The 21674-nt window shown below is 40.0% G+C and carries 25 protein-coding genes; 13 read left to right on the forward strand and 12 right to left on the reverse strand.

Translation table 11 applies throughout. The features are described 5' to 3' along the window. Nucleotides 1-183: 183 nt before the first annotated feature. From JFU56_RS04430 to JFU56_RS04440, 3 genes are all read right to left on the reverse strand, one after another. Nucleotides 184-630 (reverse strand): DoxX family protein, encoded by a 447-nt coding sequence (locus JFU56_RS04430; RefSeq protein ID WP_198436073.1) that lies wholly within the window; start codon nucleotides 628-630, stop codon nucleotides 184-186. 73 nt (nucleotides 631-703) lie between these two features. Further along, nucleotides 704-1228 carry a hypothetical protein gene (locus tag JFU56_RS04435; protein WP_198436074.1) on the reverse strand — a complete coding sequence of 175 codons (525 nt, stop codon included), beginning with the start codon at nucleotides 1226-1228 and terminating at the stop codon, nucleotides 704-706. Nucleotides 1229-1304: 76 nt separating this feature from the next. Continuing rightward, entirely contained in the window at nucleotides 1305-2288 is a 984-nt protein-coding gene (locus JFU56_RS04440; protein ID WP_198436075.1) for a zinc-binding dehydrogenase, read from the reverse strand. 175 nt (nucleotides 2289-2463) lie between these two features. Between JFU56_RS04440 and JFU56_RS04445 the strand changes: the two genes are divergently transcribed. Then, a complete protein-coding gene (locus tag JFU56_RS04445; protein ID WP_198436076.1) occupies nucleotides 2464-3357 on the forward strand; it encodes a LysR family transcriptional regulator in 894 nt (297 codons plus the stop codon). Nucleotides 3358-3456: 99 nt separating this feature from the next. Here JFU56_RS04445 and JFU56_RS04450 read toward each other — a convergent pair whose 3' ends face one another. Then, entirely contained in the window at nucleotides 3457-4635 is a 1179-nt protein-coding gene (locus JFU56_RS04450) for an OmpP1/FadL family transporter (RefSeq protein ID WP_198436077.1), read from the reverse strand. 379 nt (nucleotides 4636-5014) lie between these two features. On the opposite strand from JFU56_RS04450, the gene JFU56_RS04455 reads away from it, so the two are divergent. Both JFU56_RS04455 and JFU56_RS04460 read left to right on the forward strand, forming a co-directional pair. Continuing rightward, nucleotides 5015-5560: a hypothetical protein gene (locus JFU56_RS04455; protein ID WP_198436078.1), complete on the forward strand. Its 546-nt coding sequence runs from the start codon at nucleotides 5015-5017 to the stop codon at nucleotides 5558-5560. A gap of 81 nt (nucleotides 5561-5641) precedes the next feature. After that, the gene (locus JFU56_RS04460; RefSeq protein WP_198436079.1) at nucleotides 5642-6130 is read left to right on the forward strand and encodes a methylated-DNA--[protein]-cysteine S-methyltransferase; all 489 of its coding nucleotides are present in this window, start codon (nucleotides 5642-5644) and stop codon (nucleotides 6128-6130) included. Between the two features lie 52 nt (nucleotides 6131-6182). On the opposite strand, the gene JFU56_RS04465 is transcribed toward JFU56_RS04460, so the two are convergent. After that, the gene (locus JFU56_RS04465) at nucleotides 6183-7616 is read right to left on the reverse strand and encodes an NAD-dependent succinate-semialdehyde dehydrogenase (protein ID WP_198436080.1); all 1434 of its coding nucleotides are present in this window, start codon (nucleotides 7614-7616) and stop codon (nucleotides 6183-6185) included. A 327-nt stretch (nucleotides 7617-7943) separates the two neighbouring features. Here JFU56_RS04465 and JFU56_RS04470 point away from each other — a divergent pair, with 327 nt between their 5' ends. Further along, nucleotides 7944-8288, forward strand: a complete 345-nt coding sequence (locus JFU56_RS04470; protein ID WP_198436081.1) for a winged helix-turn-helix domain-containing protein — start codon at nucleotides 7944-7946, stop codon at nucleotides 8286-8288. 100 nt (nucleotides 8289-8388) lie between these two features. Here the strand turns inward: JFU56_RS04470 and JFU56_RS04475 are convergent, their stop codons facing one another. Continuing rightward, nucleotides 8389-9243 carry a crotonase/enoyl-CoA hydratase family protein gene (locus tag JFU56_RS04475; protein WP_198436082.1) on the reverse strand — a complete coding sequence of 285 codons (855 nt, stop codon included), beginning with the start codon at nucleotides 9241-9243 and terminating at the stop codon, nucleotides 8389-8391. Nucleotides 9244-9657: 414 nt separating this feature from the next. Between JFU56_RS04475 and JFU56_RS04480 the strand changes: the two genes are divergently transcribed. Continuing rightward, a complete protein-coding gene (locus JFU56_RS04480) occupies nucleotides 9658-10125 on the forward strand; it encodes an ATP synthase subunit I (protein WP_198436083.1) in 468 nt (155 codons plus the stop codon). Nucleotides 10126-10165: 40 nt separating this feature from the next. Here the strand turns inward: JFU56_RS04480 and JFU56_RS04485 are convergent, their stop codons facing one another. Continuing rightward, nucleotides 10166-10825, reverse strand: coding sequence for a DUF2913 family protein (locus JFU56_RS04485; RefSeq protein WP_198436084.1), 660 nt, complete (start codon nucleotides 10823-10825; stop codon nucleotides 10166-10168). Between the two features lie 17 nt (nucleotides 10826-10842). Further along, nucleotides 10843-11085, reverse strand: coding sequence for a hypothetical protein (locus JFU56_RS04490; RefSeq protein WP_198436085.1), 243 nt, complete (start codon nucleotides 11083-11085; stop codon nucleotides 10843-10845). Nucleotides 11086-11277: 192 nt separating this feature from the next. Here JFU56_RS04490 and JFU56_RS04495 point away from each other — a divergent pair, with 192 nt between their 5' ends. The 5 genes from JFU56_RS04495 (at nucleotide 11278) to JFU56_RS04515 (ending at nucleotide 15200) form a co-directional block, all read left to right on the forward strand. Continuing rightward, nucleotides 11278-11721 carry a YHS domain-containing (seleno)protein gene (locus JFU56_RS04495; RefSeq protein WP_198436086.1) on the forward strand — a complete coding sequence of 148 codons (444 nt, stop codon included), beginning with the start codon at nucleotides 11278-11280 and terminating at the stop codon, nucleotides 11719-11721. Between the two features lie 64 nt (nucleotides 11722-11785). Beyond that, complete coding sequence (locus JFU56_RS04500) at nucleotides 11786-12289, forward strand: hypothetical protein (RefSeq protein WP_198436087.1); 504 nt, start codon at nucleotides 11786-11788, stop codon at nucleotides 12287-12289. Nucleotides 12290-12293: 4 nt separating this feature from the next. Further along, complete coding sequence (locus JFU56_RS04505; RefSeq protein WP_198436088.1) at nucleotides 12294-13166, forward strand: hypothetical protein; 873 nt, start codon at nucleotides 12294-12296, stop codon at nucleotides 13164-13166. After that, the gene (locus tag JFU56_RS04510) at nucleotides 13126-14034 is read left to right on the forward strand and encodes a cyanophycin synthetase (RefSeq protein ID WP_198436089.1); all 909 of its coding nucleotides are present in this window, start codon (nucleotides 13126-13128) and stop codon (nucleotides 14032-14034) included. Before JFU56_RS04505 ends, JFU56_RS04510 begins: the two co-directional genes overlap by 41 nt. Further along, nucleotides 14034-15200 carry a hypothetical protein gene (locus JFU56_RS04515; protein ID WP_198436090.1) on the forward strand — a complete coding sequence of 389 codons (1167 nt, stop codon included), beginning with the start codon at nucleotides 14034-14036 and terminating at the stop codon, nucleotides 15198-15200. The genes JFU56_RS04510 and JFU56_RS04515 overlap by 1 nt, the downstream gene beginning before the upstream one ends. A gap of 115 nt (nucleotides 15201-15315) precedes the next feature. Here JFU56_RS04515 and JFU56_RS04520 read toward each other — a convergent pair whose 3' ends face one another. Next, nucleotides 15316-16194, reverse strand: a complete 879-nt coding sequence (locus JFU56_RS04520; protein WP_198436091.1) for an NRDE family protein — start codon at nucleotides 16192-16194, stop codon at nucleotides 15316-15318. Continuing rightward, on the reverse strand, nucleotides 16182-16730 hold the full coding sequence (locus JFU56_RS04525; protein ID WP_198436092.1) for a hypothetical protein: 549 nt from the start codon (nucleotides 16728-16730) through the stop codon (nucleotides 16182-16184). The genes JFU56_RS04520 and JFU56_RS04525 overlap by 13 nt, the downstream gene beginning before the upstream one ends. A gap of 228 nt (nucleotides 16731-16958) precedes the next feature. Here JFU56_RS04525 and JFU56_RS04530 point away from each other — a divergent pair, with 228 nt between their 5' ends. The 3 genes from JFU56_RS04530 to JFU56_RS04540 all read left to right on the forward strand — a co-directional run bounded on the left by JFU56_RS04530 (nucleotide 16959) and on the right by JFU56_RS04540 (nucleotide 20263). Then, nucleotides 16959-17300 carry a HopJ type III effector protein gene (locus JFU56_RS04530; RefSeq protein WP_019439502.1) on the forward strand — a complete coding sequence of 114 codons (342 nt, stop codon included), beginning with the start codon at nucleotides 16959-16961 and terminating at the stop codon, nucleotides 17298-17300. A gap of 173 nt (nucleotides 17301-17473) precedes the next feature. Then, complete coding sequence (locus JFU56_RS04535; RefSeq protein WP_198436093.1) at nucleotides 17474-18157, forward strand: hypothetical protein; 684 nt, start codon at nucleotides 17474-17476, stop codon at nucleotides 18155-18157. A gap of 276 nt (nucleotides 18158-18433) precedes the next feature. Next, a complete protein-coding gene (locus JFU56_RS04540) occupies nucleotides 18434-20263 on the forward strand; it encodes a methyl-accepting chemotaxis protein (RefSeq protein ID WP_198436094.1) in 1830 nt (609 codons plus the stop codon). A 121-nt stretch (nucleotides 20264-20384) separates the two neighbouring features. Here JFU56_RS04540 and JFU56_RS04545 read toward each other — a convergent pair whose 3' ends face one another. Together JFU56_RS04545 and JFU56_RS04550 are read right to left on the reverse strand one after the other, a co-directional pair. Further along, on the reverse strand, nucleotides 20385-20924 hold the full coding sequence (locus JFU56_RS04545) for a thioesterase family protein (RefSeq protein ID WP_198436095.1): 540 nt from the start codon (nucleotides 20922-20924) through the stop codon (nucleotides 20385-20387). 140 nt (nucleotides 20925-21064) lie between these two features. After that, entirely contained in the window at nucleotides 21065-21673 is a 609-nt protein-coding gene (locus tag JFU56_RS04550) for a LysE family translocator (RefSeq protein ID WP_198436096.1), read from the reverse strand. Nucleotide 21674: the final 1 nt, after the last annotated feature.

Genomic DNA, 21674 nt, shown 5'->3' on the forward strand with positions numbered 1-21674 from the left:
AAATATACCGAATAACAGGACTATTGATTAGATAGCAAAATGAAAAATGACTTTTCCAAATTTGGAAAGGTAATCATGGGCACAAAAAAATCCAAGTGTATTGAAGACACTTGGATCCTGACGGCAACTAAAACACATCAATAGCAGACACTTTATATAGAAAACATCCTCTATTTCACGCCATTAATTCAACGTCTTCACAATACGATTATCTAACGCGAATCTACCGCCACCTTGCAACAGCAGCGCAATAGTGATCGCAAGTAAAGATAAGGCAAATTCATAGCCGTTATTCGCCATAAATAAACCATTGCTAAAATGAGTACTAAAAATGGCAACGACCATAGTGATCGCAAGTACCAATGCAGTTGGTCTTGTCAGTAAGCCTAAAATAAGCAGCAGACCGCCAAAAAATTCTGCACTACCCGCCATCATCGCCATTAAATACCCAGGTGCTAAACCAATGGATTCCATCCATTGGCCTGTCCCCTCTAAGCCATAACCGCCAAACCAAGCAAATAGCTTTTGACTGCCGTGGGCAGCAAAAATAATACCGGCGATTAAACGCAGTGGTAACGCTGACGCATCATTTTTTGATACTAAAATTTTCTTCATTTTTTCTGTGTTCATGTTCATTGACTCTATTTAAATTTATTTGGATGAGATGCTGACTACGTTATTTATTCAGCTTTTATTTCAGCTTTTATTTCAGCTCTGCAGTGAAAATATAACGATAAATTTGCCATTCATTAGTTATTTTCTTCACGATGAATATTTCACGATTGGCTTCTTCATTACCAGCAAGCGCGCCCTTAGGACTGCCATTACCTTTAGGTGAAATGCTGCCTGTAGATATCGTTTGAATAAAACCAAAATCTTTATTTAATGCAACTTCAAGAATTTCAAAACGAATATTAAAATCTAATTTCGACAGGAAGTCGCCGTACAGCGCATTAATGTTATTAACCCCCGTTGCCGTTGGAAAATTGTCACCAATAAACTGCGCGTCTGCGGTATAAACTGTTTTAACATTATCTACATTTTTATTATTTAAGATGTCCTGATAAGACGTCATCAGCGCTTCTATCTGAGCTACATCACTTTGTTCTACTACGCTTATTTTGGTTGTTTCATTCACTAATACTGCCGCGCTGACTTTACTTACATAGACGCACATAAAAAGTAATATGATGGCGTTAGCTAATTTAAAACTTCTGTTGAATAACATGATTATTTTCTCGCTTTACTGCAATTTAAATGAGGAATAAGCAGGCTTTAGCAGCCCGCTTACTCGTAACGCTGAATTAATGTTTAACGACAATTTTACCTATGGCTTTATTACTATCCATTAAGGCATGTGCACTTTGAATGTCTTCAGCGTTAAAGATTGCCGAAGTGATATCAGGCATTTGACCTGTATGTACTTGTTCTGAAATCCAATTTAATGGTGACTCATCTAAAGGCAACGCATCACTCCCTAGCATGCCACTTTGGAAGAAGCTTAATTTCACTGAACTTGGTAAATCGCTCATTAAGCCAAAGTTTTCAATCACTGGCGAACCACCTAATAGGCCAACAACCGTCACTTCACCCCAAGGTCGTAATGCTTTCATGGTATCTTTCACCGCTGCAGCGCCAATAACATCTAACGCTTTGTCTACGCCTTGTGGATAAAGCGCTCTCACCTGCTCTGCAACGTCACCATTATCGATAACAACATGATCTGCCCCTAGCGTTTGTAAGCGCTTGGTATTTTCAATATTACGCGTCGTCGCAATAACGGTTAGTCCACGTGCTTTTGCATACACCAACGCCGCGAGACCAAGTCCAGATGTTGCACCTCGCACTAACAATACTTCGCCTGATGCGATGCTTAACGTTTTGTCTAATGCGCCCCATACCGTCAGGTATAACTGCGGTAAAGACGCGAGCTGTGTAAACTCAATATCACTGGTAATACGTTGTACATTGGTTTTGTTAACGACGATGATTTCTGCATAGCTACCATGACTAGCAAACATCATCCCCCCCATCGCGGTGATCACTTTGTCTCCCGGCTGAAATGTGTTTGAAGGGTCTTCAATGACTTCACCAGCCGCTTCGATACCAGGAGCAAGTTCTACATTTAACTCACCGAACGCACCATTACGGTAATATGTTTCAGCTTTGTTTAGTCCAAATGCTTTCACGCGAATTTTAACGTCACCCGCCGCTACAACAGGTTCTGCTGCATAACGGATGTCCAATACTTCAGGGCCACCAGCTTGTGTTGCGATAATTGCTTTCATATTTTTCTTCCTATTAATTTGTTTAGATTATTGATGAATGTTTGTGTATCTCGTTTCAATGCAAACACTATAACCAAACTCAACAGGTAAAATTAGCGGTGCTTTTAAGAATCATTATTCCATTTTTCATGATAATCTAAATTTTATTGCCATCATGAGTGAAGGAGTAAGGTCAATGGATCTCAATTCTTTGAATATTTTTGTTAACGTCGTGAAGCACGGTTCTTTCTCTGCTGCATCCAAAATAATGAGTATTCCGGTTGCAACGGTTAGCCGACGAGTGAGTGAACTAGAGGCGCAATTAGATCAGCAATTATTAATCCGCACCACGCGTAAATTAGCGGTCACTCATGTCGGACAATTACTGTATCAACGAGCTGGCTCAGGACTGGATGTTATTTTTGAAGCTGAGCAGGCGATTAAAGAAGAACAAGAAGATCTAAAAGGTCAGTTACGCATATCTATTCCACCAGCCCTTTATGTCTTTGATGATATGTTTCATCAATTTAATAATACCTACCCACTAATCCAGTTAGATATTTTCAGTACGGTGAGAAAAACAGACTTTATTGATGATGATATTGATATTGTGATTCGGGTGGGTGATGTTAATTATCAATCGGCTATCGCAAGGCATCTAGGTAAGTACCGCCACGTTGTGGTCTGTTCGCAAAAATTCATTAATAACCACGGTATACCCAAAAGTCCTGCCGACCTCGCCTCATTACCGATTGCTGCATGGCGGTTTGGACATGGTGCTATCACTTGGCAGTTAGGGGAGCATTGCATTGAGATTAACCCCAAGTTCACATCCAGTGATTATGTACATTCTCTTTCAGCTATTCGTAGCGGTGACATGTTAGGTGAATTACCACCTATGCTTGCTAATCCACTATTACAGTCGGGTGAATTGGTAGAAGTACTTGTGGATTACCCACTCCCTGAAGTTGATTTACACATAATATATCCATCGAGAAAGCACTTATCTCGCCTGAGCAAAGTTTTTATCGCGGATTTTATTACGTTTTGTCAGCGCCATCAAAATGGCAAATACCTGTTTAATCAATAAAGGGGGACTAGCGCGGAGAGTCAGCGGCCCCTAACAAAAGGTACACTGACTTTCGTAACGTTCTTAACTTTATCTAAGAGTGCTTACATTACAGGGCATTTAAAATGTGACGTTAGCACCGATAAAGTGGATCTTGCCGCCGAACTCGCCTGTGATTTGGGTATATTTGTTACCAGAACGATCTATTGCCATGTTGCCTAAATCAGCATATTCGTAGAAGATATCAATGCGGGTTTCATCCCAATAAGTCGTGGCACCGACAGAGTAGCGATACTGTTCACCAACAGGTAAATCAACCCACTGTTTCGTTGGGTCATCTTGCGGTGATGTTTCATAAGAGAAGCCGGCTTTTAATGCCCACTCAGCGTTTAACTGATAGTCAGCGCCGACAGCAAACTTCCATACATCATCCCAGTCACGATCAATGGCAAGATCAGTAGCTTGCTCGGTATAAACAGGCGTTTCGCTAAATTCGCTCCACTGGTGAAATTGCACCGAAGACAGTAACGTAAGTTTGTCATTCAAATCATAACTACCACTTAAATCAGCAATTGCAGGGATGATAAGCTCTGTTCCCACACTCAAACGAGCAGGGCTTAATTGAGTAAAACTGACGTCAACATCGTCAAATTCATGCACAATTTTAGAACGGTAACTTAAACCGACAGCCCATGCATCAGCTTGATACATCGTGCCAGCATTATAGCCAAATGCCCAGTCAGTACCCGCTCCGGTATCAAAACCTGACGTGCTCACTTCGATAATGCCGTAGTTGATTTGTGCACCAACACCAACCGACCAATTATTATCAATTTTATAACTCATGGCCGGGTTTAACTGCACTGCGGTCATGACCGCGGTATCCAAGTGATTACCGCCATCCCAATTAGTACCGTAATCAATTGATGATCCACCAACCGCACCAAAGTTAATACCTAAATGGATATCCTCGCTCACCTGCACGACATGGAATATACCAATGGCAGGCATTACAGTTTCAGCATCGGCATCACCAGTATAACCCCCCAAATCGGCATCAGGTTCTGCATCGGTATAATCCATCTGCAGATCCAGCACCATCATATTCACCGTGGTTTTCTGCTCGCCCATGTGCGTCATCGTCGCCGGATTTGTCCAGGATGCTGTCGCGGTTTCGGTATAGACACCATCACCGGCACCTGTAGTACCCGCATTAGCAACAACCGCTTCTTGTAGCAGCAGTCCACTGGCATTAGCGTATGTCGAACAAATCAATAATGCTAATAATGTTTTTTTCATCAGAGTATCCATCAATATGGGTCATAAAAATATACCGATATGATAGATACAAAGTTCGGCAGAAAAATCAGTAATATTACGGATTCAAGCATTCACTTAGCGGTAATAAAACCGAGATAGAAAGTGATTACCGCGTCAGGCTCGGCATGGAAAAATAGCCATTACGAATTACCTAGCTCCTCTCCTAGACTTAAATCTATATCGCCTCGCCCTTAAATCTGTATAATCCAGCTAAATTTGTCCGTCCTAACTCGATGAACGTATACACTTGAGTATGACGGTCGGAATATTATTGAGTGTTAAGTTACCAGCGTTTGTTTTATGCGTGCTGATAAGCTATATCGATTAATTTTTAAATTGTAATTTTCAGGTGGAATAATTGAGTAAAAACAACGAATCACATTTAGTTTCTGGTCGTGAATGTGGTGAATGTACCGCGTGTTGCGTTGTACTTCATATTGATGATGACAATTTTAAAAAGCCTGCAGATCAAGTTTGTGAAAATTTGATGGCAAAAGGTGGCTGTAAGATCTACACCAAAAGACCGTCTGTGTGCCAAGATTGGCATTGTGCATGGCGTTTCATGACACAGTTAGACGAAAGCTGGCGTCCTGATTTATCGGGGATCATGCTGCGTTCAGACGAAAATGGTATCATTTTTCAACCAATACGCGACCCTAAAACCGTGTTAATCACAGCACAAGCAATCGAACTAATTGGGGGTGGTGTTGCTCAAGGCATCCCGATGTCTATGTCTATCCCAGTTAAGCAAGGCTACCGCAGTTATAGCACTCCGCTTAATGCACCTTTAGCAGCTGGTGTCGAGGCGAGAAGCCTACCAATGATCCAAGACAAGATGATTGAACTGATTGAGTTTTCATTAGCACAGCACACGTCGCAAATTCCAAGTATCGACCGTAGCTAATAACGAGCTCCATCGATCAACGGCGCAGCCTCACACAAAGACAGCGCCGAATGCTTTAACCACCTCAAGAGAAACAATACGATGAACGTATACACCCAATTTGAAAGTCTATTAGGTACTGTCACTGTTCATGGTAATGATGATGGTTTACTGGGTATTTGGTATGAAAGCCACACAAGACAGCTCAGTGACTTTGGGAAGAGAGCCGATGAACACCCGATTTTGCAACTCGCGGTAACTCAGCTGCAAGAATACTTTAACGGTCAGCGTCATGAATTTTCTATTCCGTTAGCGGCGAATGGTACTGAATTTCAAAACAAGGTATGGCAGGCACTCACGACTATCCCTTATGGCGAGACATGGAGTTATAAAGACTTGGCTATCGCTGTCGGTAACCCAAAAGCATCGCAAGCTGTTGGTGGCGCAAATAGTAAAAATCCAATATCGATTATTGTGCCATGTCACCGCGTGATAGGTAAAAACGGTAGCCTGACAGGTTATGCGGGTGGTTTAGATATAAAACAACAGCTATTAAACTTAGAAGCTAAGTATTATCGTTCATCAATATAAAGTTTAACTCCCTTGAGCATCAACATTTACTCAAGGGATAACCGTCATATACTTAGTGCTTTAAACCACCAAAACAAAGATACTTTTGAACAAGGTATTCATCTAAACCTTCTTTAGCACCTTCTTTGCCAATACCTGACTGCTTAACACCACCAAATGGCGCTACTTCAGTAGAGATTAAACCTTCATTAATACCGACCATGCCGTATTCTAGCGATTCAGCAACATACCAAATGCGATTAATGTTTTGGCTATAGAAATAAGCTGCTAAGCCATAAATGCTATCATTAGCCATCGTAATTAATTCTTCATCAGAAGAAAATCGTACGATTGGAGCAACAGGGCCAAAAATTTCTTCCTGTATAATATCCATATCATGGCGAACATCCGTCAAGATTGTTGGGTCAACATATGCTCCATCAAGTATCTGTCCACCAATAGCGACTTTCGCACCTTGATCTACAGCGCCTTGAATAAGGCTATTAATATTATTCTTTGCGCTTTCGTCAATAACGGGACCAACTGTTACGCCCTCTTCCAAGCCATTACCTAAACGTAGTTTCGCAACTTCAGCCGTTAGCTTAGCGACAAATTGATCATAGACACTGTCATGAATATAGAATCTATTAGCACATACACATGTCTGACCGGCATTACGGTATTTAGAGACCATAGCACCAGCAACAGCAAGATCTAGATCGGCATCTTCAAATACAATAAAAGGGGCATTTCCGCCGAGCTCCATTGATGTACGTTTAATCGTTTTTGCACACTGCGCCATTAAAATACGGCCAACGCGTGTTGACCCGGTAAATGATAACTTTTTAATACGCTCATGTTCACAAAAGACTTCACCAACTAAACTAGAAGCTTCATTCACAACTAACTGGAAAAGCGATTTTGGTACACCAGCTTGATAGGCAAGCTCAGCAACAGCAAACGCAGACAGTGGCGTCTGGTTCGCAGGTTTACCAATAAATGCACAGCCTGCAGCCAACGCTGGTGCAGCTTTACGTGTGATCATCGCAATCGGAAAGTTCCACGGTGTGATAGCAGTCGCGATACCAATAGGCTGTTTGATTGTTGCTAATCTTCGACCTGCAACGGGTGTCGGAATGGTTTCACCATAAGCACGTTTAGCTTCTTCAGCGAACCAAACTAAAAATGATGCGCCGTAAGCAACCTCACCTTTCGATTCAGCAAGTGGTTTACCCTGCTCTAATGTCATTATTCTTGCGAGATCATCCTGATTTTCCATCATCAGATCATGCCAACGTAATAAAATAATCGCACGCTCTTTCGCCGTGGTTTTTTTCCATTGTTGCTGCGCTGTATCTGCAGCAGCAATAATGCTATTAATTTCACTTTTACTTTGCGTCGCAATGTGCCCTATAACCGCTGCCGTGGCAGGATTGGTAATTGATAAGCTAGTATTTGATTGCACAATCAAACACGATAATAATGTTTTGTTTTTAATGCTTAACATAAGTCTCTCTAAATATAAGGTTTAAGTATTGCTACTGATCACTCACGTTGCTCTCGATACACATTATGTATTCTTTTTTTATTTTATCAGCATTTCATTTTTATGGTTATTGACGGTTTATTAGCGTTTTATTATTGTTTGAATTAATTTTTCCATTATTGTTTATAGTAACGCTTTAATCTATAACCGCCCTACCCACTCAGCACTGCGCGTTAAATAATTAAATAATAATTTAATTATTTAACCAGTAGATTTACTGTACTAAGTATTCGTGCAGTTGATTACCATAAGCCCACTTTAAAGATATGACTAAAACAAGAGAATATAATGCAGTTAGATAATGACACAGTTGACCGAAAAACAATGTTAGATGAGTATGAACTTGAGATCGATGGCAAAATCATATCCTCAAAAACTAAAGTTATTTTAGACTCTGACACAGGATTAATGCTGGCGATAATCTCTCGACCACAACGAAATATTATTAATGTGTTATATAACAACGCAGGCATCATTTTTAGCAAACAAGATATTAAAGACATTGGCTGGCCAGGCCGGGTGGTCAGCAATTCTTCAGTGGTGGTCGCGATATCAGAAATCAGAAGTGTGATTGGTAATAATAGAATAATCACAATCTCAGGTGAAGGTTACCTCTTTAACAATATGTTATAACTCTGCCTCCATGATGATTCCGAGTCATTGTCGATAATAAAGCAGCCAATAACGAAGACCTACACATGTTTCTAGCAGGTCTTCGAACAAGCTGTTTATGTTACTCTGCAAACAAGCCTGTCACTTTACGTAACGGCTCTAACACAGGCGCTTTACGCTGCTTTTTCGCTTGCATGATCTTCATTGTTTCTTCTAAACACAACATCCCAGATTGCCAAGTCGCCATGTATTTCAAACTATCATCAACACCATGATCACGGCTATAATTAAGCATTTCTTTACTGCCCGTTACCGCCAATGGTGAGTGCGCAGCTATTTGACTCGCGATCTGTAATACCCCATCCAACATCGCCTCTTGTGTTGCAAACACCTGATTAACCAACCCAAACTTATCCGCTTCAGCAGCACTGAAATTACGGCCCGTGTAGGCTAACTCTCGCACAATACCTTGCGGTAAAATACTCGGTAAACGCTGCAATGTACCAAGGTCGGCAGTGATCCCGAGTTCCACTTCTTTAATGGTAAAGAACGCATCTTGGGTACAATAGCGAATGTCTGATGCTGCTATTAAATCTAACGCGCCACCAATACAGCCGCCTTGAATAGCGGTTAATACTGGTACACGTAATTGCTCAAGATCTGTAAACACTTGCTGTAACTGCATGACAAAGCGGCGCATAGCCTCGCTAACACGGGCTTTATCTTTACCCATAGGAAACTTATCAGGACTTTGGAATACTTCTAAATCCATCCCTGCGCAAAAATGCGGACCTTGCGCTGAAATAACTAAAACACGGAGATCATCACTCATAGAAAGTGCTGCGATAGCAGCAGGAAACTCACGCCAAAAATCCAAGTTCATTGAATTCAATTTCTCAGGGCGGCTAAATTGTAAATGCGCGACGCTGTTCTCGACCGTTAATGTAAAAGTGTTATAGCTCGATTCAATATCCATGTTCATCAGTTCCTTGATAGTCTTACTTTAGTGATTACTTTAGCGATTGTCTTAATGCTAACAAAATGCACACCAGCCAGCATTATCTTTACCGGACATCTTTTTATCTTAACTCAACAAACAACTCTTTATCTGTAAACTAAAGCGATAAAACACTTCGTTTTCTATTTTAAACTAAGTGCCTTTTTCGTCCCTTGCCTTACGACCTGCGGATTTAGCACAACGAATACATGTTGTTTTGTATCAATGCATTAGTCTTTTTTTTCTGCTAAAACAAGAGGCATAATAAATTGTTACGCGGGATATTTAGCAATATTTACGCTTCATCAGCAAATATTTCCATGCATAACTAGCTAGAAAGCGGTAAAATGTGAGTCGTATAATTCATTTCACATCTTGGAGGGTCAGCTGTAAATGCCACATAATGCATATGAATTAGCCATCAGAGGTTACGCACTAAAACTCATTTTAGGTCAGTTGTTGTTAGTCATATTTATTGTTTCAGCGACTTATCTCGGTACCGATCACAAATCTACCCGCTCTGCAGCGTTCGGTGGCATGATCTTCTTAGTACCACAGTATATTTTTACCCGATTATCATTTTTGTATACTGGTTCCGCCAATATCATGCGTGCGAATACGTTTATGATCCTCGGCCATGCTTGTAAATTTGCGCTTATTTTTATTTTGTTTAGTGTGATATTACCGTTACCAGATATCCAGCATTTCTATCTGTTTATTACTTTTGTACTGGTGATGTTTTCGCAAATATTTAGTTTGTTAAAGCCACTACCAGAACAGTTTCCAGCTAGAGTAGCATTATCGGATAAAGCAGAAATAAAAGAAGAGGCTGAGAGCAAAGCCGGAAAGCAGCACGCTTAATACAGGGATAACCAAGATCATCCCTGTATAGCAGACTGTATTAGTCTGCTAGCGTCGGTAGAATAGCTAGTTTCTTAGCATGATTGAACGGACGTAAGATATAACGATTATGACGTTTTACAATCGAACGGTTCGTTGAACCAAATACTAAATAACCGTGTGAGTACATTTTATCAATAAATGCCTGATCACCATGACGGATAAAGACAGAAAGTGGACTGTCTAATACACCATCGGTATCAGAGAACGCACGGTCATAAACTTCAGCACAAATTACCAGTGAGTTTTCACCACTTGAGCTTAATTTAAACTTATCTGTCACCTTACTTTCAGTTTCAATCAACCAGCCTTCAGTATCTAGCTCAGTTAAAATATCTTCAAGGATAAACTGGGTTAAATTCTTATATTCCAGTTCACAAATTTGAGTATAAACACGTTCAATCTTCTCAAATCGTTGCTTAAAATTCGCGTTTTTCCCTAATGTGCGGCTTTCTTGCAGCCAAATGTTTAAATCACCCGCTAAAATGATATCAAAGCGCTTCTCTTTAAGCGCTGTGATAATCCAATTACCCAGAAAATGTGTTTCTGAAACTGGATTTTGCAAGCTACGTTTTTCAGCTTGCGCGTCAGATAACGCTGTTAAACCTTCTCTAACAAGGTTCAACATATTCACGTTATAAGCTTTTTCTTGATCAGACATGCATGTTCCTCAGGATATTAACCAGCAAATAATGCGCTTAGGGGCACATTATTGATACCTGCGTACGAAATATATGCACCAAATATGATTGGTAGGATGACATATATAAATGAATAAATGGTAAAACCAAATGGTCGACCTAATGCTTTGATCATAAAATCTAAACGCGCTTTTTGATGTTTTGCTTTAGCGCGCGTCAATAAGATATAGCTGCCATGGCATAACATAAATAGGCCCAAGGCCAATGTATAAAAATCCATAAAATTACCTTTATAAAAACGACAAACAATAATGCAGGCATCCTAACAAGAATTAAAATTATCGCAATGTACTTTTTTGATATTAAATTGTGATAACTTTGTGATAAAGCTAAACCTAAATAACGCTATAGTATATACAACAGCTAGTACATACCTTGCTACACATACTTAACTACCGTAGGATTAATTGACATGAAATATATCATTAAATTATTAATTATCAGCAGTCTACTCTTCTCGTTCAATAGTTTTGCTAAAGATCCTATCTATACTGGTTATTTTAGTAGTGACGCAGTGAGCGGTTACGATACAGTGGCTTATTTTACCCAATCAAAGTCAGTCAAAGGGCTTAAAAAATTCAGTTATAAGTATCAGGGAGAAAATTGGTATTTTAGTAATAGCCAACATCTTGCGTTATTTAAACAGGATCCAGAGAAATATGCGCCACAATATGGCGGTTATTGCGCCTTCGCGGTAGCGAAAAATGACACTGCATCGTCAGATCCAACACAGTGGACCATCGAAGACGGTAAACTGTATTTGAATTATAGCGCTGACGTTAAGCAACAATGGCTAGCAGACAAACTAAACTTCATTCAAAAAGCCGACCAAAACTGGCCACACGTATTGAACTAAACTGAATTGTACTGAATAAGTCACCATAGAGTGATCGAATATCATAATTAAAAGGACATTTAATATGCTTACACAAAAACGTATTTACACTATCGCTAGCTGGGTTATTGTTGCTTGGATTGCTAAAGTATTTTTATCATCGATTCCATACAAGTTTTCAGGTCATCCGGATACGATGCATATCTTCTCTACAATCGGTTCATGGATGGCAACAACCCTATCTGTTGATTTAGGTAATTTCTTTGCTCAATACGGTGCAATTGCAGTAGGCAGTGCAGAGTTAGCAACAAGTTTGTTACTACTTAGTCCTTTAGTTTTATTGCTAAAAGATAAAATATCTGGCCAAAACAGTACGCCTTTACGCGCTAGAATTCATGCAATTGGTGGTTTAGCATCATCAGGAATTATGGCAGGCGCTGTATTCTTCCATCTCTTTACCCCATTAGGTATTGAAGTGCTTCATGAAGGTAAAAGTGACGGTGGTTCATTATTTATGGCTGCGGTATCTATCCTTATTTTAGGCTTGGTATTATGTGCCATTAACTTAAAATTAATTAAAGCAGAGTGATCCTATGCTTATACGTGCCTTATTAGTATTACATTACATGGTATTTTGCTTACGATTTTTGACTATTCCGTGGCGCTATTTCCAGTTGAACGCACGTTATTTCAATCGTCAAAAAAAAATATTTTCAAAGCAAGATTTAGATGCAATAACGCCTCTAGAGTGGCGTTTAAATCAGTATATAGATAGACCTGAACTTGTCCCCGCCCGCTACCCTGTGTTCGCAAAACCAGAGTGGGGACAAAATTCAACAGGCGTTTGCTGTATTCATAACGCCGCAGAACTCGAAACATTAAGAGCAAGCCCTAGCTATCAAGTACAGAGTTATTTAATTCAAGAAGCTGCCATTGGTGCGATTGAGTTTGAAGTGTTCGTTGTTAAACACCCTGTAAAAGCGGGACAGTTTGCAGTGATGTCGATAACGCAGGTAATTAACGCCAGTACCGACAAATTTCCGGTGAATGGTATTTATAATAACGATACTCGCTACCAAGATATTTCCGAGCAGTTATCAGCCGCTGAACAACAACAGTTATGGCAAGAACTGAACCGAATGGGTGACTTCACGATAGCCCGCTATAGCTTAAAAGCAGATTCACTCGACGAATTATTGCAACGACAATTTAAACTCGTCGAAGTTAATTTATATGTACCGATGCCACTGAGTTTATTAAGTGATAATTTGACCCGTTTACAGAAATACCAGTTACTGTATAAAACCACGCATTCTCTTGCTCATTTAGCCCAGCAGTTAAACAGCACCAAAGTAACGCAAGGTATATTTTTTAATAAGTTGATCGCCGCCAGACGGGGTCAAGATACAAGGATTTTGAATCAAGATGAAACTAATAAAACAACTCATTTACAAATGGATCAGTAGCAAATTCATGGATGGCTGTAGTAACTATAACAGCCTAGAAGTCCGCCGCGGTTGTCGCTCAAAAAAACAGGCGCGTGATAAGTTTGCTGCAGGTGATATTCCGCATGCACAAGGCACTATTTTCTTTAATCCGTTTACGGCAATAAAATTTGCTAAAGAACACGGTTTCCCATTAGTGATCAAACCTAATGTCAGTGGTTTTTCTCGTGGTAGCCATTTCCCTATCCGTAATAATAAAGAACTGTGGCGTGCTATATTTCTGGCTAAATTATGGTGGCCAACAACGGTGGTAGAACAATACTTACAAGGTAAAAACTACCGCGTCGTGATCACCAAAGCTGGAGTTATTTCGGTATTACAGCGCTACCCTGCGTTTGTAAAAGGTGATGGCATTAATACTATTAGCGCGTTAATCGAATCAGAAAACGCAACCCGTGAAAAAATGGGTCTATATCCATGCAATAACCCAATATCTCAAGGGCAACAAACGATAAGCTATCTTGCTAAACAAGGTTTAACCTTATCATCGGTTCCTGAAGAGCAACAGCAAGTTGAATTGTTTTATCGTATTTCATTAGCACCAGGTGGCGTAGTTGAAACGATCCAACGTGATCTGATCCCTGCGTACAACCATGAATTATTCGCTAAGGTATTAGATTTATTTGATGCTGAGATCTTAGGTATTGATGTGATCATGGAGCAAGGCATTGAGCATGATGCCCGTGAACAAAAACTGATCTTCCTTGAAGTAAATTCGCGTCCCTATTTAAAAATGCACAACTACCCACGCTATGGCGAAGCCGATGACCTTTCAGAGCACTTAGGGTTAATTAGCGTTGCAACGAATCAGCAAGCAGACATTTTCTAATGTCTCCGCTATTTTCTAAGCTGGCACCTGCCAGCTATTTCACACTCTTCTCGGCCATTCACAGTTTTGTGATTGGCCTTTTACCTTTCTATCTGCCCATCCTTATCTGGCAACAATACCAACACCTCGCGCCACTGACTGAGTTTATAGCCTGGACAGGTGTAGGGTTTGTGATGGCTCTATGGGGCTGGCATCAGCTGTTCACGCGTGGTTACTGGCGTACTTTAATCGTTTTATCATTCGTGTTTGAGCTAACCCTTATCTACGTTGCACTATTTCATGTCACCAGTACTAACTTAATCACACTCGGCTTGCTCAATGGCTTGTTTAATTGCAGCTATTGGATGTTACAACGCATCCTGTTTAACAGTATCAGCGGTAGTAATAATACCGGGCGTTTGTTTGGTAACTTACAGTTAATATTAGGGTTAAGTCTAAAATTGGGGATCTTGTTTGGCGGCTATTTCATGCAAACCCAGCCTTGGGTTATTTTCACTTTAACGCTTATTGTCGGTGTTGGTTTTTGCGCGATGACCTTAAGCTCACTAACAACCCAAAGTTTTGTTTATCAACAGAGTGATCACGCCCAACCTAAATCTGCGCTCAGCTTACGAGATAAATTAGTCTTTCTCGTTGATGGACCGTTTCTATACCTTGAAAGCTACCTATGGGTAGTGAGTATCTATCATCTAACAAATAGTGATACCAGCCAATTTAGCTTAACAGTGATCGCACTTTCGTTGGCTTTGGCCGTTATTTTTTACTTCATTAAAAACACCATCGATAAGCAACCTCAATACCGATTATATCAAGTCGCGACATTGCTTTATCTTGGTGGCTGGTTACTTCGCGGCTGGATATCTGCAGATTGGAATGGCTTTGCTATTGGTTTAGGGTTACTGAGTATTGCCTTTGCTACCGCGTTATTTCGCTTATACTTCAATAAACGTTTCTATGATAAAGCCAAGCAACAAGCGAATTACCATTATTTAATCAGCAAGAGCCTATATTCTCAATTAGGTATCGTGCTGTTTTTTTCTGCTTTATCTGCACTATCGAATCTAGTAACCTTTAACATCAATCAGGTTTACTGGGCGGTTATCCCCTTAATTGCGGTGTATGTGCTGTATCAGCAAGTGCATAAGCCTATTGCTAAATGGGTGTAGTTGAAAGATATTGTTAAAAGTGACGCTAAAGCCAGCTATAAATATGTCTAGAAACAACAAAACCGTATTTGCTTATTTTCATCAATAAGCGAATACGGCTTTACGTTATGACGTCTTAAACGACTTCAACGTATGTTTCTCGCTGTGGGAATAAAGCATAAGACTGATGTTGCTTTGATGAGCACGGACAGCCACAGACGTAATTCATTTTAAGTTGCTTGCGAGTAGCTATAAGATGGGTAAAACTTACCGTGTGCGCATCATCACGGTGCATACAAACAGATAAATAAGATGGCGCGGGCTCATGACTAGCATGGAAACGTGTCAGGGCTAAACTATTTTTATCATCGAGATAACGCTGATTAGTCAACGCTATAATATTCTCTTCAATATCAATATCACTCTCTATCTCTGGCGATACACGAGGCTGGCTTGCGTCCAGATCATCATTGCACCCTTCACCCGAGAATAAAACCTGATGCTGTAATAAAATAGAATTGTGATGATCTTCTCGGTAATTAGTGACTTCGGCTAACGCGACAGATGACGACACCATCGGCGATATAGCGGTCACAGTACTCAGGTTGCAACCATCCCAGCGAACAGCGTACACATCACCCGTTTTTGTCGTGAGATGGCTTGGGAACACTAATAATGTAAAAGCAGCATAGCGTTGTAACGGCAGTTTATTTAATGCACTGCGAATTTTGGTGAGAGACGTATTACTGACTAGCGACTTAACCAATAAACCACGACTGATTAATTCTTTACCGGGCGGCTTTTGTTGATAATAGTTCAACAAGCATATCGATAAGCCAGCTTGATTCATCGCAATCCAGCTACCGCCGCCCACAGGATCGACAGGCATTAAATATTTAACCCCCCGATCATTAAAATATTTCGGAGCGTGCGCCAGTGCGCGTCCTTTCTGTTCATCTCGGTTAAAGAATACTTGATAGCCATCATTTGCCAACAACCAACTTACTGTACACATGATGAATCATTCCTTAATGCAGTGAGTGTCGCAGGGGCAATACCCATATTTTTCGGGGTATCAAAAGCACATAATTTAGCCGAGATATCCATTAATGCATAATGATGAATAGCATGTGCACTCACAAATATAAGTTCACGGATTAATGACGTTTCGACGTGTGCCACCGTGGTATTAATAACTGATACTTCGGTCGACATAATAAACTTGTCATGCATCATGCGTGGCTGTAATGTTAGCAACCATGCTTTGATCTGACCCAATTCCAACAATCCAGTCAAACGACAAGATTCAACCAATGCACCTCGGCGTCGAACATCGTAATCAATAACCTGAATAGCTGCGCTTTCTTTTAACGCATAATACAAATCCAATATATGCCGTAAATGTTCACCAATACAGCTATTCATATGAGGCACTGCACGCATGCAATATTGCTCATTCGTCATCGTACTCAGCAAAGTAATACCCTGTTCTAAGCCTTCGACATTACCTTTAATAACTGTTCTAAACTGCTCTACAGGATCTATTACCATAACGGTTCCTTTGGTTACTGCTTATTTTAAGTAAAGCATACACCAAACACTCGGTCTGACTTATCACAAAATAATCACAAATTGGGTAAGAATATAAACGATATCATCGTAATTATATTGTATAAATAGCCCAAGATTAAAACTAATTGGTAAATTATTACTCATTTAACTAACATTTATGATAAATTAAGGGAAGATAGCAAATACTTTAAATTGATGGGACACTCCATGTTAAATGATTTTTTAAATAAATTAGCAGCACAGCCTACTACAACTCAGTTCGAAGATGTCATCGCTGTTATTGATGCAAGCTATGATTTCACTCCCACTAAATTTTATAATGGCTACCTAGTAAACGAAGCAACTGAAAATACAGGTTCATGCAAATTGTTTGCGTTAGGCCGTTTAAATAAATTTACTAAACAACAAATGCTAGAATGTTTTGGTACTTACTACCGTGATGATGTATTAAATAATCCAGACGGCGATGACCACGCTAACATCCGCTACTTTATGCGTACTGGTTGGTCAGGTATTCAATTTGAAACGCTACCGCTAAAATTAAAATAATGTTAACGCATTAACTTGATTTTAAAGCAGAGAAAACCATGTTTTTCTCTGCTTATATTCCTTAACTATCATCACCTATTTTAATCTATCCGCCTAACCGTATTTAACCCGTTATACTTATAACAACTGCGTTATTTCTCCCAGCTTTAGCAAATAGCTAACAAGGAGTTGATATGTATATTCATTTGAATGGTTTTAACTTTGAATTTTCAAAGCAAGTGATCGCCTCTTTTATCGACAGTGATGAATATCAACAACAATCATCTGACATCGCAGGTATTCACCTTACCGATACCTACCAGCAAATGCTGCAGGCCGGTATCAGTAAAAGCGAACTCATAAAAGCAATATTAAACTACCATATCAGTATTTTAAATGAAGATGGCATCAGTATTGAAACAATAAAAAAATCAAATTGTAGGGATAATAACGTCAGTTTTTTAGTTGATATTAAAAGTGACAGCGTTGCTCGATTTATAAATAGCGATAATAAAAAAGAAAACAGCGTGTGTATTAACATGCGTAATTTTGAGCATAAATTTACCCTGACTTATTGGCAATTAATTCAACTCAAAGAATCTTATCGTGATAAAGAAATAGATCAGCTGCTCATCCTATTTTTAGAAACTTTTAAAACAATCATGGAAACTGATGATACGTCATCACGCCAATGCCATTATGCGGTCCTAGTAACAACAGGGTTATTATTATTCGCAGAGCAACTCAATATTCTTGATGCCATCCAATTCAAAGAGATAGAATTTGAGCTTAACGAAAATAGGTTGTTATTAAATTTACCCGCTGGTTTAGAAACCTGTTTATTTGAGCTTGAATTTAATATCGACAAATCACGCTAATCAACACGACCCACGATTTACAAAACACCTAACTATAGTTACTAATAAGTAAGTAATAAATGACCGTTTTATTTTAACGGTCATTAAATACTGACAATAGCTTTATTTTGTGTGAATTTATTTTTCAGGCTAAGCATATAATTTTAAAAATGTTTATAGATACAGAATAAAATCTACTGATTTTCAGCTAAATAACCTTAAAGATATTAACGCAACTGCCGATTATATAGACCTAGCCAGCGGTTTGGCCATGTTCATTAGGTAGGTAGAATTGATATGAAAATTAGGGATAAATTATTAGGCCTTGCTGGCATTTCAGTCAGTGCATTACTAGCTGTAGTCGGTATGTCTTGGGTTGCGAATAACACAGTGATGGCAATTAATCACGCCGCTACCGATGTCAAACAGCTTGAAATAACGTTATTAAATTTACGCCGTAATGAGAAAGACTTCTTGCTACGACATGACACTAAATATCTCGACAAGTTTAAAGCTAATTACACTCTATTCCAACGTGAATTAACGCAATTAGAGGATGAACTTGCTACGCTTAACATTCGTATTCCTAGCGTCACAACATTAGCAGCATCCATGCAAGACTATGACAGTAGCATGACAGCTCTCGTTAATAATTATCAAACTCTCGGACTGAGCGTCGAAGAGGGATTATTAAAACGCCTTGAAACCCGCTATGCAGGTTTACTGCAAACAGCCGATCGTTACAATCGTAATCTTTTGATCACGACCGACCTTGCACAAACAGCGAAAATGTTCGCACTGCTTGGCAAGCCAGAGTACAGCCTTAACTATCAGGCTAAACTTGGACTTTACGATCAACAGCTCACTCTCGATTTTGGCAATCGTTATACCGAATTCCGTGACACAATGGATGAAATTATTAACCAATACAATATTATTGGTAGTACCCATACTGAAGGGTTACGTGGCGATATGCGCGGTAATTCACATCAAGTCGAAAAAGTGTTCAAAACCGTTAGCGCACAGCTTGATGATGAAATTTCAGGGCAGCAGCAACGAACCATGAACCTTATTCTCACGGCCGTATTAATTGTCATAGCCGCCTTATTAACACTTTCTTGGTTAATCAGCAGTTCAATCCAACGTCGCATGCAAGCTCTTAGTGAGTTAATGGCTACAATCGCACAGAGCCATGATTTAACCGCCGTTGCAGATGAAAAAGGTAACGATGAACTATCGCATATGGCGGGTAACTTTAATTACCTATTGACCCATCTGCGTGAGCTTGTCAGTAATGTGCAGTCAGCAGTATACGAGCTTGGCTCTGCCTCGACAGAATTGCAAAGTCGTAGTGTCGATTCAGAAACAGCAATGAGCCGTCAACAAGCTGAAACTGACGCAGTGGCAACAGCGATTACCGAAATGGGTTCAACGATCCGTGAGATTGCTAACAATACTGAAAGTGCGGCAAGTAATGCCGACAATAGTCATAATGGCGCAATGGAAGGTTTATCAGAGGTCAGCGCGACTAAAGATCGCATTCGTATTTTATCTGACGACTTATCTAAAACGAGTAATGAAATCTCAAATCTATCGACACTATCAGATAATATAGGCTCAGTGCTCGATGTGATCCGTTCAATCGCAGAGCAGACTAACCTGCTTGCACTTAACGCAGCGATTGAAGCTGCAAGAGCTGGAGAACAAGGGCGTGGGTTTGCTGTTGTGGCGGATGAAGTTCGCTCTCTGGCCTTAAGAACGCGCCAATCGACAGAAGAAATTACCAGTATAATAGCCACCTTACAAGATCAAACGGGCCAAGTTGTTATGCACATAACGCGCTGCCACGAACAGGGCGAATTAAGTGTTCAGCAAGCAGATAGCGCGGAGTCAAAAATTGGCCAAATTATGACTGACATGCAACTCATCATGGATACCAGTACCCAGATCGCGACGGCAGTCGAACAACAAACCGTGGTCTCTGATGAAATTGGCCGGAACGTTACCTCGATTCGTGATATCACTAGCCAAAATTCACAAATCACTCATGAGAACGCACAAGCAGCCAGTTCCGTTGCCGTCCAAGCTAAGAACTTAGATCAAGCTATCGCTCAATATACCGTGTGATGATATGACTTAGCGACTCGCTTAATGCCAATGATGAGCATAACTCAGTAGTAGAAATAAAAAGACCGAAGTCATCGCTTCGGTCTTTTTCCATGAACCCTATAACATCATAAAATGTAGATTAACTATTATCTTTTATTGCCTGTTGCATCGCTAACCATTTTTCAACCACTGGGTGCAGGGTTTTATCATCGCTACTATCAATAATAGAACCATGGAGTTCTGAGTCTGCCGTTAATAATGAAAGAGGCGTCACGGCCTTCCCTGATTTCAAATTAATCTCTTTCACTAACCCTATTGCGACCAATTTTTTACCACAAAAGAATTGGTGTTGATAATAGAAGTATTTGTCATCCCAGCTCAAAATTTCGGTCGTCATCGTAAACGCTTGAAACGGGCCAATAGGCTTTAAGTAAATAAAGTCTTGTGCAGCAATCATGCGCAAGCCATAACGACCTGACAGTGCCAGTCGAGAGCTGTGCCAGATACCAAAGCGCCCTAGTTCCATAAAACTAAATACCCGGTAATTAGGTAAGTGATCACGCCAACCAAGGTCGTGTAACCACACTCGAAACCGATCACTGCGTTTATCAACCAATGCCACCGCATCCTGCTTACGAGCACTAAAAATAATAATGAGCATTCTAAAAAATAAATTCATGTTAATCCCTTACATAAAATAAATTGAGCTAACATACTGACTTTAAATTATAAAATGTAAAGCCTATTCATATATAAATCATTAATATCAATAGAAAACAATGTCATCATTAAATAATTGCCGCGCGCTACTTACTCTTACTAGGCTAAAGTCATCGAGATACCGAGTACAATAAACAACACACCGCAACATTGATTAAAGCTCTGCCCATTCTGCATTAGCTTAGGACGAATGCTATGAGCCACGCAAGCAATGCCATATTCAGCTAAAAACTCGACACACACAAAAGTTACCGCGATAACAATAAACTGCGGCAACAAGTCCATAGCAGGATCAATAAACTGCGCTAAGAATGCAGTAAAAAACAACAGCACCTTAGGATTTGATAGCGCAGCAAAAAAACCTTGTCGAAACAGACTTGCCGCGCTATATGACTGACTTTCAGCAAGCTCTGTTAACTCCAGCGCCGGTGCACTCCACAACTTGATCCCGAGCCAAACGAGATAAGCAGCACCAATCCACTGCAGTGCCGTCATGGCCTCAGGTTGCGCCTGCAATATCGCGCCTAATCCAAACATAGCAATCGCAATTAAAATCAAAAATCCAAATACCCCACCACATATAGTAAAGAGTGTTCGGCGATGTCCATATCGAGCACCATGACTTAATGCCAACAATGAATTAGGCCCAGGGACAACCGCTAATCCCATCGCTGCAACTAAAAAAACTAACCAAAGATTAAACGCCATC

The sequence above is a fragment of the Moritella sp. F3 genome (genome assembly GCF_015082335.1).
Taxonomy (GTDB): domain Bacteria; phylum Pseudomonadota; class Gammaproteobacteria; order Enterobacterales; family Moritellaceae; genus Moritella.